Origin of the sequence: Thioclava sp. GXIMD2076, from assembly GCF_037949795.1 — a bacterium.
In the GTDB taxonomy this organism is placed as follows: domain Bacteria; phylum Pseudomonadota; class Alphaproteobacteria; order Rhodobacterales; family Rhodobacteraceae; genus Thioclava; species Thioclava kandeliae.
The window spans coordinates 742,584-755,858 of record NZ_CP149932.1 but is presented as its reverse complement, the minus strand read 5'-3'; the positions used below and the strand labels follow the sequence as shown (position 1 = coordinate 755,858).

The following is a 13,275-nucleotide window of genomic DNA, read 5'->3' as shown; positions in this document are numbered from 1 at the left end:
TCAGAGGCCTATTCGGGAAGCGATCCGGCCTGTGCCAGAAGGCGTGTCACGGTCTGGTCGGCCAGAATGGTCATCAGCCGTTTATGGGCATCGCGCTCGGCGGTCTGGGTGGCCACGATCGTGCCGGTGGCCGACCAGCTGGTGAAGGAGGCCACGCGGCCCGTCAGCAGCACCGCATTGCTGGCAGTGTCGTAGAGCCGGTAGGTGGCCGTGCCGTTGAGCGAATAGCGGTTGGTGACGTCATCGCGGCTGATCGCCTGATCCATCACATCGGTCGTGATGGTGTAGGACAGCCGGTAGCGCGGGGAGGTGGCGGGATTGAGCCGCTCCGAGATGCGCCGGACATAGGCGAAATCATCCGTCGTTTGCGGGGCATCCACCTCGACGCCGGACAACAGCTTGGCCCCGCCGCCCTTGGGCCCATAGGCGGGGGTAAAACCGCAAGCGGCGAGTGCGGGGGCGGCAAGCGCCCCCAGCAGGAAGGTTCGGCGGTTAGATGACCACATTGACGATACGCCCCGGAACAACGATCAGTTTCTTGGGCTGACCACCGGCCAGCGCCTTTTGCACATGCTCGTCTGCCAGAACCAGTTTTTCAACCTCGTCTTTGGGCATATCCTTCGGCACGCTCAGTTCCGAGCGGCGTTTGCCATTGATCTGGATCGGCAGGGTGACATTGTCATCCACCACCAGTGCCGGATCGGCCTTGGGCCATGCGGCTTTGACAACGAAGCCCTCGCCGCCCATCAGCGCCCAGATATCCTCGGCCAAGTGGGGCACCATCGGCGACATCAGCTGGGCGGTCAGCTTCATCGCCTCACGGCGCGCGGCGTTGGAGGCGTTCGTCTTCGACAGGGTATTGGCCTGTTCGTAGAGTTTCGCGATGGCCTTGTTGAAGGCGAAGCCCTCAATGGATTTCGTGATCTCGTCGATGGCCTTATGGGTCGCGCGCAGCAGATCCTCGTCGGCTTTCGCGTCACCATCAACCCCTTCGGCAATGTCATTGGCGATGCGCCAGACACGGGCCAGGAACTTCGAGGCCGCTTCCGCACCCGCAGCCGTCCATTCGACATCACGCTCGGGCGGGCTGTCGGACATGACGAACCAGCGCGCGGTATCGGCGCCGAAATCGCGGATGATATTCATCGGGTCCACGACATTGTTCTTAGATTTCGACATCTTGGCCGAGGGCACCACGGTGACCTTTTCGCCGGTGGCCTTCACATAGGTGCCATCTTCACGCTCCTCGACCTGTTCGGGATAGTGATAGACAGGGCGTCCATCGGCACCGGTGGTCTTGAAGATCGCATGCGTCACCATGCCTTGGGTGAACAGCGCGTTGAAGGGCTCGCGGGCGCTGTCGGGCAGGTGGCCCGTCTCGTTCATCGCACGGGCGAAGAAGCGCGAATAGAGCAGGTGCAGGATCGCATGCTCGATGCCGCCGATATACTGGTCGACATTCATCCAGTATTTGGTCTCGTCGGTGGTGGGCGTATCGGCGCTCGCGCAAGTGAAGCGCGAGTAATACCACGAGCTGTCCACGAAGGTGTCCATCGTGTCGGTCTCGCGCTTGGCCGCCGTGCCACATTTCGGGCAGGCGCAATCGCGCCATGTCGGGTGACGGTCCAGCGGGTTGCCGGGCACATCAAAAGTGACGTCATCGGGCAGGCGGACGGGCAGGTTGGCCTTCGATTCGGGAACCACGCCGCAAGTCGGGCAATGGACAACCGGAATCGGGCAGCCCCAATAGCGCTGGCGCGACAGGCCCCAGTCGCGGAGGCGGAACTTGGTCACGCCTTTGCCGAAGCCCTTGTCTTCGGCGACCTTGATGGCAGCCGCCACAGCTTCTTCACCAGTCTGGACTTCGGCGCCCGCGAAACCGCGGATGTAGCGGACCTTCTCGGTCTTGGCGGGCACGAAGGCCTCGGTCAGCGCCGTCTCTTCCGCGCCCTCGGCTGCGAAGACCGGCGTGATTGGCAAGCTGTATTTGGTGGCAAACTCGAAATCGCGCTCGTCATGGGCAGGGCAGCCGAAGATCGCGCCGGTGCCATAATCCATCAGGATGAAGTTGGCGACCCAGACCGGCAGTTCCCAATTGGGGTCGAGCGGGTGCTTCACGCGGATGCCGGTATCGCGGCCCAGCTTCTCGGCGGTCTCGATCGCTTCTTCGGTGGTGCCGCCCTTGCGGCACTCGGCGAGGAAAGCGGCAAATTCGGGGTTGCCCTTCTCCAGCTCTTTCGCCAGCGGGTGATCGGGCGAGATCCCCACAAAGCCCGCACCCATCAGCGTATCGGGGCGGGTGGTATAGCACTCGATGGTTTCAAAACCCGCAGGCGCGTTCAGCGTCTCGAAGCCGAATTCCAGACCCTGCGACTTGCCGATCCAGTTGGCCTGCATCAGGCGCACCTTCTCGGGCCAGTCCTTCAGATTATCGAGGCTGTCCAGGAGATCGCCGGCCATATCGGAGATCTTGAAGAACCATTGCGTCAGTTCCTTACGCTCGACATCTGCGCCCGAGCGCCAGCCCTTGCCGTCGATCACCTGCTCGTTGGCCAGAACCGTCATATCGACCGGATCCCAGTTCACGATGGCGTTCTTGCGGTAAACCAGACCCTTTTCGAGCATATCAAGGAACATCGCTTGCTGCTGGCCGTAATATTCGGGGTCGCAGGTCGCAAATTCGCGCGTCCAGTCAAGCGAGAAGCCCAAGGGGCGCAGCTGGCCCTTCATCGTCTCGATATTGGCATAGGTCCAGTCCTTGGGGTGACCGCCCGAAGCCATCGCCGCATTCTCGGCGGGCATCCCGAAGGCATCCCAGCCCATCGGGTGCAGCACGGCCAGACCGCAGCTCATCTTGTAGCGGGCAACCACATCCCCCATGGTGTAGTTGCGCACATGGCCCATATGGATGCGCCCCGACGGATAGGGGAACATCTCGAGCACATAGTATTTCTCTTTATCGGCATCCGGCTTGGCGGTGAACACACCGGCCTCCGCCCATGCGTCTTGCCATTTCTGTTCGGATTGGCCCGGTGCGTATTGCGCCATGTCTCGCCCCTTGAGCTGCGAATAACTGTCTTTGGGTGCTTGCTACACTGTCCACAGGGCCAAGGTCCAGACAGCTTGGGGAGAAAGCATGGCTGCAATGCAAAACGCCCGACACTGTGGCCGGGCGTCTGTCGGGGATGTCGGGAAGCTTTACAGCTTCGAATCGGCCACACGGATCTGGCGGGCACGGGTCAGGATCGCATCCTCGACCGCCTGCACCGTTTGCGCCGAGACCGCGCCGCCGCGGCTTTCCAGCGAGACTTTCAGCGAGCGCGCATCGAGAGCCGGATCGGTCACATGGATCGTGGCGCGGTAAGCGCGCCCACCACCCGGAGGGGTGCCATAGCCCGTCACGATCACGCCGGTGAAGGGATCGACCGACTGGATCGGCAGGAAGTCGAGCACTTCGAGGCTGGCTTGCCAGATGTATTTATTGACCTCGACGGTCACATTCGGGTCGTCATTGTTCTTGAACAGATCGAACAGGGTCGAACGGGCACCACGATCTGCGGGGTCGGTGCGCACTTCGGTTCCGACATCACCACTGATATGCGATTCCGAGGCTACATCGCGATAGCCACCTTCGGGCGCGTTTTTCTGATTCCATGCAATGCCTTGGCCGCAAGCCGCCAGAGACAGGATAAGGCCGCCGAGTGCCGTCATACGGATGGTCTTTTGGATCGTCATCAAAACGCTGCCCCCTGATCGCCTGCCACGCACTCTATATACATGTGCAGGATCTAGTATCGTCCAATGATTTTGTCCTTATCTTATGGGTCATGGGCGGACAAGGCATTTCCCCGCAATCATTTGTCATCTGGCGGCGGTCCCGCGGCGGGGATCCGCCCGATGGCTCGCAAACGGGGTGTGGCAAGAGTGCACCACGAAAATGTGCCTGTGCTCACGGGGCTTTGCTTTTCGTTGCAATGCGGACTGGGGGAGGCGAAAAGACTGCATACCCAATTCGGATTTCCCTGAGTTGGGATTGACCTTAGAGACAATGAGGGAAAACGATGAAAAAGGTTCTCTTCGCGACGACCGCTCTGGTCCTGTCCGCAGGCGTCGCAGCAGCAGAAGTTTCGCTTTCGGGCGACGGCCGTATGGGTGTTGTCTATGACGGCGACAACGCAAACTTCAACTCGCGCGCTCGTGTGAAATTCACCCTGTCGGGCGAATCCGACTCGGGTCTGGCCTTCGGCGGCGCATTCCGCGTTGACCAAGAAGACGAAAAGGGTGGTTCGGCTTCGCAAGGCGCAGCTGGTTCGGTCTTCGTTTCGGGCGCCTTCGGCCGCGTTGAAATGGGTGACGTTGTTGGCGCACCGGAAGCTCTGTTCGGCGACTTCTACGAAGTTGGCTACACCGACCTCGACGGTAACGGCGGCAACGACATCGGTTACCTGACCGGCGACAGCGCGAACTTCACCGAAAACGACAACCCGGAACTGCTGTACACCTACTCGACCGGCCCGGTCTCGCTGGCAGCATCGTTCTCGGACGGCACCAACCCCTCCGCTCCGGTTGATGGCCAAGAGATGGCAATCGCTGGTGCGTACACCTGGACCAACTACACCTTCGGCGCAGGCTACGAGTATATCGACGGCGGCGACACCGGTGTTGACGCTGGCCAAGTTGACCTCGCAATGGTTGCCGCTCTCGGCGCGACCAACGTGAAAGTCTTCTACGCAACCGGTACGCAAGACTCGACGCTGGACAACAACTTCGGCATCGGCGCTGACTACACCATGGATGCATGGACCTTCGGCGGCTACGTTCAGTACACCGACCTCGACGGCGACACCTTCGCAGGCGACACCGCAGCTGACAACGCTGTTTGGTACGGCGTTGGCGCTTCCTACGATCTGGGCGGTGGCCTGTCGGTTAAAGGCGGTATCGCTGACTCCGACCTCAAAGACACCGACATGATCGCCGACCTCGGCATGAAGTTCTCGTTCTAATCCTTTCAGGATCTGAACCGGACTACGGAAGAGCGGGCCTTGTGCCCGCTCTTTTGCATTTGGGCTTTGCCTTTTGGCGCTGCACATGGTGTTTTGCCCCCGAACCTATCCGGGAAAGGGCAAGATCATGGGGCTTGAAGAGATTATCGAGCGGATCGCCACCGCAGAGAAACGCGCAGGCCGCGCGCTTGGCTCGGCCGAGCTGATCGCGGTGTCCAAGGTCCAGCCGCCAGAGCGCGTCGAGGCAGTGCTGGAACAGGGCCATCGTCTGTTTGGCGAGAATTACGTTCAGGAAGCGCAGGGCAAATGGCCGGCATGGCGCGAGGCCTATCCCGATGTGCGGGTGGAAATGATCGGCCCGCTGCAATCGAACAAGGCGAAACTGGCGGTGGAGCTGTTCGAGGCGATCCATTCGGTGGACCGCATGTCGCTGGCGAAAAAGCTCGCCGGTCTGGCGCAAGAGCGTGGCCAGACGCCCGATCTTTTCGTGCAGGTGAATACGGGGCGCGAGCCGCAAAAGGCCGGTATCCTGCCCGAGGATCTGGACGGGTTCATCAAGGATCTGATCGCGATGGACCTCCCCGTGCAGGGGCTGATGTGTATCCCGCCCGAGGGCGAGCCCGCCCGCCCGCATTTCGATGCACTGGCCGAGATGGCGCGCCGCAACGGGCTGTGGGGCCTGTCGATGGGCATGTCATCGGATTTCGAAGAGGCGATTGCCGCAGGGGCGACCCATGTGCGCGTCGGCTCGGCCATTTTTGGCGCGCGCCACTATAAGGCCTAGGCCTTATCGCGCTGTTTTGCAGTGCGAGTTTGCGGATAACAGGCAAGGGGCGGGATCAGAAGTGTCTCGCCCTGTTGCACAGTCCGCGCCAGCCAGATCAGGTGATCGCGCCGGAACGCCAGACATCCCGCCGTGGGATAGCCCGCACGGCGGCGCTGATGCAGGAAGATGGCCGAGCCTTTGCCCGCCTCCGCCTGCGGGTAGTTCCAGCTGGTCAGCAGGATGATATCGTAAAGCGGATCGGCACGGCGCAGGACCTCGTGGCCAGGCCCGAAGGGTGCGCGGACCTGCTGGTTATAGGCGGGATGATCTGACGCATCACACCACAGATCGCGCGGGCCTATAGGCGTGGCCCAGGGCTGGGGGGCGGCCATCCGGTCGGCGCGGTAGCGCATGCCCATGATCTGCAGCGCGGCAATCGGGGTCGCGCCATCGCCCTCGCGTTTGTTGACCGACAACCCGCCGCGCCCGATCTCCACCGGCAGGGTCCGCCCGCGCATCAAAAGCCCCGCAGGCGTGAGGCGCATCACAGGATATGCCCCGATTTGGCGGCTTTGGTGGCCAGATAATTGGCGTTGAAGCGGCTCATGCCCACCTTCAGCGGCACCCGCTCGACCACCTCTATTCCGTGGCTTTGCAGCATATCGACCTTCTTGGGATTGTTGGTCAGCAGGCGGGTCTTGCTGAAGCCGAGCCGTTTCAGAAGTGCCGCGCCGATGCGGAAATCACGCTCGTCATCCTCGAAGCCCAAGCGGTGATTGGCATCGACTGTGTCGAATCCCTGATCCTGCAGCGAATAGGCGCGCATCTTGTTGGCCAGCCCGATCCCGCGCCCTTCCTGATTGAGATAGAGCAGAACACCCGCCCCGTTCTCGCCCATCTGGCGCAGGGCGGCATCGAGCTGCGGGCCGCAATCGCATTTCAGCGAGCCTAGCACATCGCCGGTGAAACAGGCCGAATGGAGCCGCGCGAGCACGGGCTTTGCACGGTCTGGCGAGCCGATCTCGATGGCGTAATGTTCCTCGGCGCCGTTATCGGGGCGGAACACATGCACGCGGCCTGCCTCGGAGGCCCGCATCGGCACCCGCGCGGCGGATACCGGCGCGAAACGGGCCTCGGCTGCGAGGTTTTCCATCGCTTCTGCGCTCTCCAGGCGCGTCAGCCCGTCGGGCGCTTGCGCCACGCTGACCAGCAGCGCCGAGGGCAGAAGCTGTGCCGATTTAACCAGCTGGATCGCCGTGCGGGCAATCTGTGCATCGCCTTCGCGCAGGGTTTTGAGCGGGCCTTTCATCGGGGTCGCCAGATCATCCGCCGGATCGGCGATGGCACGCAGCCAGCGCAGATCGGCATCTGCGGGCACCCAGACGCGGGCGAGATCCTCGTCATAGACGCGGGCCTTGAGCGTCTCGGCCCGCCATGAGGTGATCGCAAGCGTCAGTGGACCCAGCTCCCGCATCGCCGCAAGGCGCGCCGGATCGAGCGTCTCGACCGAAGCGGCGAGCGTCGTGTCATCAAGCACGACCGGCAGGCCCATACGCAGATCGGCGCGGGCGCGGTTGAGTCGTTCGGCAGGCGAGGGGCATAGAGAACCGGTCATCATGCGGAACTGATAGCCAAGCCTGAAACAAATTGAAACATATCTTGGCGTTTCGACACGTCCGCGTGAGAAAGATTTCACCCCCCTTGTCGTTTTGTCACTTCGGAACAATGTCTAACCCGAGCAACACGAGACTTGGCGGTGCCGCGACCCTTTCGGGGGCCTGTCCGCCGGAACGGAGGCATGAATGTCAGGTTTGAAGAAAATCCTTTTGGTCGATGACGACACCGATCTGCGCGAGGCACTGGCCGAGCAACTGGTCGCCACGGAGGATTTCGATGTATTCGAGGCCGGCACCGGCGCGGAAGCGGTCGAGAAGGCGAAAGCCGGACTGTATGATCTGGTCCTTCTGGATGTGGGTCTGCCCGATACCGATGGCCGCGAGCTGTGCAAGAAGCTGCGCAAGCAAGGCGTGAAATGTCCGATCCTGATGCTGACCGGCCATGACACCGACGCCGATACAATTCTCGGTCTCGACTCGGGCGCCAATGACTACATCACCAAACCGTTCAAGTTCCCCGTGCTTCTGGCCCGCCTGCGCGCCCAGCTTCGCACGCATGAACAGTCGGAGGATGCTGTTTTCCAGCTCGGCCCATATACTTTCAAACCCTCGCTCAAGCTGCTTGTCGACGATAAGGACAAGAAGATCCGCCTGACCGAGAAAGAGACCAATATCCTCAAATTCCTCTATCGGGCCCCCGATGGTGTGGTGCCGCGCGATATCCTGCTGCATGAGGTCTGGGGCTATAATGCGGGCGTCACCACCCATACGCTTGAAACCCATATCTACCGCCTGCGCCAGAAGATCGAGCCCGATCCCACCAATGCGCGCCTGCTGGTGACCGAATCCGGTGGCTACCGTCTGGCCGCCTGAGCCTTCGCCTTCCTCTTATTGTCTCTAAGGGAAATCTATGGCGAAACGGCCCTACCCGTCGCGGGGTGGGGCCATTTTATATGGTTACTTGGCCATACCCAAAGTCATATCCATGCAGAGCGGTGCGTTGAGCGGCGTGCCTGCCGCGCGGATCGTGCGCAACTTGGCCTTATAGGCTGCGGCCATGGGCAGGGCAGGGATCAGCGGTGTGACGACAGCCATCGCATCGGGGGTTCCGATCTCGCGATCGATCTCGTCGACGATCTGGTCCGGCGGCGTTTCGGGGGCGAGGTTGAGCCGCCACATCGCCATTTCCAGCATGGTCGCAGGGCGGCGTGCCTCGAAGGCGCTGCCCAGACTGTTGCTCGTGCCGTTATCGGGCGGTTCGATCGCACCCATGCGGTTGGCGGCGACATCAGCGGCTTGTGCCGCAGCAAAGACCTCCAGTGCCTGACGGAACCCCTTGCCCGCATCAAAGGTATAGAGTTGCGAGAATTGCGGCACGTCGCAATAGCCCAACTGGTCGGGATCGGCACCGGTCTGGGCCATCCATGCGGTCAGGAGCGGAAGACCTTCCCGTGGGAGCGGACTGAATTTCGCCTGGCCCAGCTCGGTGGTCAGGGTGAAGCCGCCCGCCGCGTTGCCTGCCACTTTCGCACCGTTCATCCGGCGGATGAGGGGCTCGAAATAGAGCTTCTGGTCGGCGGTCGGATCGCCTGACTTGCGGTTGGCATCGCTCGGCTTGTCATCACGGGTCACGTTGCGGTCGGTCACCTTCAGCGTGCCGTCCTTCTCGCTATAACGCAGCTTCAGCCCGTCCCAAAGCATGTCGCAATAATCGGTGTCGCGGCAGGCCGTGGCATCGGGGGGCGTGATCGACGCATAGGTCACCGTGATCGTCGTTCCGTCGACCTGCAGATGGATATAGCGCGGATCGGTCTTCTCGGTATCGAGAATCGGGGTCGCCAGAAGATAGCCGCCATCAGGCAGGGCATGGGCCATATCGGCCCAGAGCAAAGCAGGAATCAGACAGAAAAGCGCACGCATGCCAAAGATCCGGAAGAACTCCTTCTTTCGTAGCCTGCGCCGCGTTCGCTGCGCAAGGCCGCAACGCAGATAAAACGTTTCATGCCCGCCAATATTACAACCGGACGGCGTATCCTGTGGCGATCAGACCGTGGGATAGGCTTCGGCTTCGGCCTCTTCCAGATCGATCCCCAGCGCCTCTGCCCCGAGTTCCAGATGTTCGGCCAGAAGAGGGTTGTCCAGAAGATACTCGGCCGTCGGAACAGAGGCTTCGGTCCGCGCCATTTCGATCGCGTCCTCGAGGTCTTCGGCGTCATAGGTGTCGCGTCCGATCCACATGATCGCGGTCAGGTCGGCCTGCTCGTCCTCGTTCATGGCGGCAATGAAGCCCTTCAGCTCACGCGCCTTGCCGCTGCCGGGGATATCGGCATCGAATTTACGCGCGCGAAGGATAACAGTGGCAAGTTTGGATGGGGATAGCGTCAGCATGGGTTTGTCCTCCATATGGATCAAGTGTCGCGCTATCTCCAGCATCGGGCAAGTGAAATCAGCGGGCCCCTAATCTTGCGACGTATCGTCAGCCAGAAGCGGCGAGGACAGGGTGCGCGGATGCGCCTCGACGAAGGTGGGGCTCTCCATGCTGTTCTCCTCGGGCACCACGCCCATTACCTCGAACCGCCGCGCCGCCGGCAGGACACGCCCCTCGAGCGAGCCCACGGCCTTGTTATAGCGGTCCACCGATTGCGTGAGGGCGCGGCCTATCCCGTCCACATGGGTGCCGAAGACCTTCAGCCGGTCATAGAGATCGCGAGCGGTTTTCTGCACTTCCAGGGCGTTACGCGCCATACGCTCCTGCTGCCAGCCATAGGCGATGGCCTTGACCAGCGCCATCAGCGTGGTGGGCGTGGCGATCAGCACCTTCTGCGCGAAGGCGTAATCGATCAGACCGGGATCGGCTTCGGCTGCCGCCGATACGAAGGTCTCGCCGGGGATGAACATCACCACGAAATCGGGCGTGCCCTCGATCTGGGACTGGTAGGATTTGGAGGCCAGCTGCTTCACATGGGTGCGGATATGGCTGGCATGGCGGGCCAGCTGGGCCGCCTGCTGGTCTGGTGTCTCGGCATCGAGCGCATCCAGATAGGCCTCGAGCGGTGTCTTGGCATCCACCACGATCGAGCGCCCGCCCGGAATATGCACCACCGCATCGGGGCGGCGCGCGCCCTCGTCTGTCGCCAGATGCTGCTCCAGATGGAAATCGACATTTTCCGTCATTCCCGCCATCTCGAAGACCTGTTTCAGCTGCATCTCGCCCCAGCGGCCACGGGTCTTGGGCGCGCGCAGGGCCTGCACCAGCTTGCGGGTTTCCATCCCCAGATGGGCCTGCCCCTCGGCCAGCGCCTTCACCTGGTTATGGATCGCGCCATAAGCCTCGCCACGGGCCTTTTCCAGCTCGGCGATCTTGGTGCCCATCTCGCCCAGACGCTGGTCGAGCGGTTTTACCAGATGCTCTATCGCGGCGCGGCGACGATCGAGCTCTTCCTGCGCGCCTTGGCTGTGGGTCTGGAACCGCTCCGAAACGAGCTTCAGGAACGCTTCCGAGTTCTGCTGCAACACACCCGAGGCCACATGCGAGAACCGGTCCTCGATCTCGCGCTTCATGCCGCGCAGCTCCTCGAGCCGCGCCTCGTGCTCGCGCTTGAGCGAGTGGAAGGCCTGCTCGGCCTGCACACGGTGGCGGTATTCGCCTTCCAGCCGCGCACGGGTCTGGCGCAGCTCGTCCATGACCTCCGGCAGACGCTGGGAATTGGCTTCCTCGACCAGAAGCGCCTCGCGCATCCGCCGCGCCTCGCCTTCCCATGCGCGGGTCTGCGCGAGCGAGGCTTCCGCACGGCCCGCGCGGCGCAGGGTCGCCACCAGCGCCAAAAACAGCAGGGCCGCCAATGCGGCCAGCCCGAGAAGGAGAGGATCGTTCATCAAATGTTCCAAAGGCGGTGTCCGTTACACATAAAGGCCGGAGATCAGGTGCGGCCGAAAAGCCGCTCGATATCCGAAAGCTTCAACTCGACATAGGTGGGGCGGCCATGATTGCATTGACCGGAATGGGGCGTGGCCTCCATCTCGCGCAGGAGCGCGTTCATCTCCTCGGCGCGCATCTGACGCCCCGAGCGGATGGAGCCGTGACAGGCCATGCGCGACAGAACCGCCTCGATCTTGGCCTGCACCAGCTGGCTATCGCCCAGATCGGAAAGCTCATCCAGCACATCACGCAGCATCGCCTCGGCATTGATCTCGCCCAGAATCGCGGGGGTCTCGCGCACGGCGATGGCGCTGCCACCAAATTCCTCGATGCTCAGGCCCAGTTTGGACAAGGTATCGGCATGGTCCAGCAGAAGCGCCGCATCCCCTGCCGACAGCTCGACGATCTCGGGGATCAGGAGCGCCTGTGCGGGCACGCCGTTTTCGGCCATCTGGCGCTTGAGGCGCTCATAGACGAGCCGCTCATGGGCGGCATGCTGGTCTACGATCACCATCCCGCGCTCGGTTTGGGCCACGATGTAATTCTCGTGGAGCTGCGCACGCGCCGCGCCCAAGGGGCGGGCGGTCAGATCGGGGGCGGCGGGGGCAGTTTCAAACCGCGCCGACGGGGCGTCATAGGTAGGCTGCGCCTCGTGGAAGGCCGTGGTTTCCGCGAAGCCTTCCTGTGGGGGGGAGGGACAGGCTGGCGCAGGGTAGGCGGGCGCGGGACGGAAATCGGGCGCTTGGGCGGCATAGGCGGCGCGGGTCGCGCCCATGCTGGGCCGGTCCATCTGGTAGATGCGGGCAAAGGTCTGCTGCGCCGCCGGTTCTGGTCGTGCTTCGGGCCGGAAGGCCGCCAAAGTCGCATCGGCCACGGTGCTCGAGGCACGATGCCCTGCCCCCCCCAGCGCCGCCCGCAGACCCGAAACGATCAGCCCGCGCACCACTTGGGATTCGCGAAAGCGCACCTCCGCCTTGGCGGGGTGCACGTTCACATCAACCCGCTCGGGATCACAGCTGATAAACAGCGCCGCCGCCGGATGCCGCTCGCGCGAGAGGAAATCCATATAGGCCGCGCGCAAGGCGCCGATCAGCATCTTGTCGCGCACGGGGCGGTTATTGACGAACAGGAACTGTTCCACCGCGGCACCACGCGAATATGTGGGCAGCGCCGCATAGCCCGTCAGCCGCACCCCCTCGCGCTCGGCGTCGATCGGGATCGCATTATCGGCAAATTCGCGGCCGATCACGCGGGCCAGCCGCATCCCCAGCGCATCGAACATCTCGCCCTGTTCGGCATCGAACCGGAAGATCTCGCGCTCGCGCTTGCCATCGGTGACATCGCGCAGGGTGAAGCTGATCTTGGGTTCGGCCATCGCCAGACGCTTCATCACATCCGAGATCGCCTGCGCCTCGGCACGGTCGGTGCGCATGAATTTCAGCCGCGCGGGGGTCGCGTAGAAGAGATCACGCAGCTCGACGACGGTGCCGCGGTTCAGTGCGGCCGGTTTCACGGCCCCGATCTGCCCGCCATTCACGGTGATGGTGGCCGCGTCAAACCCTTCGGCGCGCGAGGTGATGGTCAGCCGCCCGACCGATCCCAGCGAGGGCAGCGCCTCGCCACGGAAACCGAAGGTGTGGATGTTCAGCAGATCCGATCCGTCGATCTTGGAGGTGGCATGGCGCGAGAGCGCCAGCGGCAGATCCTCGGCAGTCATGCCACAGCCATTATCGGTGATGCGGATCATCGTTTTGCCGCCATCGGCATAAGCGACATCCACCCGCGTGGCGCCCGCATCGATGGCGTTTTCCACCAGTTCTTTCACGGCGGAGGACGGGCGCTCGACCACCTCGCCTGCCGCGATGCGGTTGGCGGCGGCGTCATCAAGCTGCCGGATGACGGGGCGCATAGAATGCGTAACGGGGGGATGCATATTGGGGGTGTCGAGCGTCATGCCACCAGACCTAGCAT

The 13,275-nt window shown here is 62.7% G+C and carries 12 protein-coding genes; 3 read left to right on the top strand and 9 right to left on the bottom strand.

Features of this window, described 5'->3' with window-relative positions; translation table 11 throughout:
- Positions 1 to 8: 8 nt before the first annotated feature.
- The 3 genes from lptE to WDB91_RS03705 all read right to left on the bottom strand — a co-directional run bounded on the left by lptE (position 9) and on the right by WDB91_RS03705 (position 3,735).
- Positions 9 to 506 (bottom strand): LPS assembly lipoprotein LptE, encoded by a 498-nt coding sequence (gene lptE, locus WDB91_RS03715; RefSeq protein WP_339113818.1) that lies wholly within the window; start codon positions 504 to 506, stop codon positions 9 to 11.
- Positions 493 to 3,048 (bottom strand): leucine--tRNA ligase, encoded by a 2,556-nt coding sequence (leuS, locus tag WDB91_RS03710; RefSeq protein WP_339113817.1) that lies wholly within the window; start codon positions 3,046 to 3,048, stop codon positions 493 to 495. Before leuS ends, lptE begins: the two co-directional genes overlap by 14 nt.
- Positions 3,049 to 3,198: 150 nt before the next feature.
- Positions 3,199 to 3,735 (bottom strand): DUF3576 domain-containing protein, encoded by a 537-nt coding sequence (locus tag WDB91_RS03705; protein WP_339113816.1) that lies wholly within the window; start codon positions 3,733 to 3,735, stop codon positions 3,199 to 3,201.
- 326 nt (positions 3,736 to 4,061) lie between these two features.
- On the opposite strand from WDB91_RS03705, the gene WDB91_RS03700 reads away from it, so the two are divergent.
- Positions 4,062 to 5,003, top strand: a complete 942-nt coding sequence (locus tag WDB91_RS03700; RefSeq protein ID WP_339113815.1) for a porin — start codon at positions 4,062 to 4,064, stop codon at positions 5,001 to 5,003.
- 127 nt (positions 5,004 to 5,130) lie between these two features.
- Entirely contained in the window at positions 5,131 to 5,787 is a 657-nt protein-coding gene (locus WDB91_RS03695) for a YggS family pyridoxal phosphate-dependent enzyme (protein WP_339113814.1), read from the top strand.
- On the opposite strand, the gene WDB91_RS03690 is transcribed toward WDB91_RS03695, so the two are convergent.
- Positions 5,784 to 6,314, bottom strand: a complete 531-nt coding sequence (locus tag WDB91_RS03690) for a L,D-transpeptidase family protein (RefSeq protein WP_339113813.1) — start codon at positions 6,312 to 6,314, stop codon at positions 5,784 to 5,786. The two genes, WDB91_RS03695 and WDB91_RS03690, sit on opposite strands and share 4 nt — an antisense overlap.
- Positions 6,314 to 7,387 carry a GTP cyclohydrolase II gene (ribA, locus tag WDB91_RS03685; RefSeq protein WP_339113812.1) on the bottom strand — a complete coding sequence of 358 codons (1,074 nt, stop codon included), beginning with the start codon at positions 7,385 to 7,387 and terminating at the stop codon, positions 6,314 to 6,316. The genes WDB91_RS03690 and ribA overlap by 1 nt, the downstream gene beginning before the upstream one ends.
- A 184-nt stretch (positions 7,388 to 7,571) precedes the next feature.
- Here ribA and WDB91_RS03680 point away from each other — a divergent pair, with 184 nt between their 5' ends.
- Positions 7,572 to 8,258, top strand: a complete 687-nt coding sequence (locus WDB91_RS03680) for a response regulator transcription factor (protein ID WP_339113811.1) — start codon at positions 7,572 to 7,574, stop codon at positions 8,256 to 8,258.
- Positions 8,259 to 8,342: 84 nt separating this feature from the next.
- Here WDB91_RS03680 and WDB91_RS03675 read toward each other — a convergent pair whose 3' ends face one another.
- From WDB91_RS03675 to mutL, 4 genes are all read right to left on the bottom strand, one after another.
- The gene (locus WDB91_RS03675; RefSeq protein ID WP_339113810.1) at positions 8,343 to 9,305 is read right to left on the bottom strand and encodes a hypothetical protein; all 963 of its coding nucleotides are present in this window, start codon (positions 9,303 to 9,305) and stop codon (positions 8,343 to 8,345) included.
- Between the two features lie 123 nt (positions 9,306 to 9,428).
- Positions 9,429 to 9,773, bottom strand: a complete 345-nt coding sequence (locus tag WDB91_RS03670; RefSeq protein WP_339113809.1) for a DUF3775 domain-containing protein — start codon at positions 9,771 to 9,773, stop codon at positions 9,429 to 9,431.
- Positions 9,774 to 9,842: 69 nt separating this feature from the next.
- Positions 9,843 to 11,261, bottom strand: coding sequence for a DNA recombination protein RmuC (gene rmuC / locus WDB91_RS03665; RefSeq protein WP_339113808.1), 1,419 nt, complete (start codon positions 11,259 to 11,261; stop codon positions 9,843 to 9,845).
- 44 nt (positions 11,262 to 11,305) lie between these two features.
- Positions 11,306 to 13,258 carry a DNA mismatch repair endonuclease MutL gene (gene mutL, locus WDB91_RS03660; protein WP_339113807.1) on the bottom strand — a complete coding sequence of 651 codons (1,953 nt, stop codon included), beginning with the start codon at positions 13,256 to 13,258 and terminating at the stop codon, positions 11,306 to 11,308.
- Positions 13,259 to 13,275 lie beyond the last annotated feature (17 nt).

Coding starts and splice junctions, on each gene's coding strand:
- WDB91_RS03670 (WP_339113809.1), bottom strand. CDS start 9,773: ATGCTGACGCTATCCCCATCCAAACTTGCCACTGTTATCCTTCGCGCG.
- WDB91_RS03690 (WP_339113813.1), bottom strand. CDS start 6,314: ATGCGCCTCACGCCTGCGGGGCTTTTGATGCGCGGGCGGACCCTGCCG.
- WDB91_RS03675 (WP_339113810.1), bottom strand. CDS start 9,305: ATGCGTGCGCTTTTCTGTCTGATTCCTGCTTTGCTCTGGGCCGATATG.
- rmuC (WP_339113808.1), bottom strand. CDS start 11,261: ATGAACGATCCTCTCCTTCTCGGGCTGGCCGCATTGGCGGCCCTGCTG.
- WDB91_RS03695 (WP_339113814.1), top strand. CDS start 5,131: ATGGGGCTTGAAGAGATTATCGAGCGGATCGCCACCGCAGAGAAACGC.
- mutL (WP_339113807.1), bottom strand. CDS start 13,258: ATGACGCTCGACACCCCCAATATGCATCCCCCCGTTACGCATTCTATG.
- lptE (WP_339113818.1), bottom strand. CDS start 506: ATGTGGTCATCTAACCGCCGAACCTTCCTGCTGGGGGCGCTTGCCGCC.
- leuS (WP_339113817.1), bottom strand. CDS start 3,048: ATGGCGCAATACGCACCGGGCCAATCCGAACAGAAATGGCAAGACGCA.
- WDB91_RS03700 (WP_339113815.1), top strand. CDS start 4,062: ATGAAAAAGGTTCTCTTCGCGACGACCGCTCTGGTCCTGTCCGCAGGC.
- ribA (WP_339113812.1), bottom strand. CDS start 7,387: ATGATGACCGGTTCTCTATGCCCCTCGCCTGCCGAACGACTCAACCGC.
- WDB91_RS03705 (WP_339113816.1), bottom strand. CDS start 3,735: ATGACGATCCAAAAGACCATCCGTATGACGGCACTCGGCGGCCTTATC.
- WDB91_RS03680 (WP_339113811.1), top strand. CDS start 7,572: ATGTCAGGTTTGAAGAAAATCCTTTTGGTCGATGACGACACCGATCTG.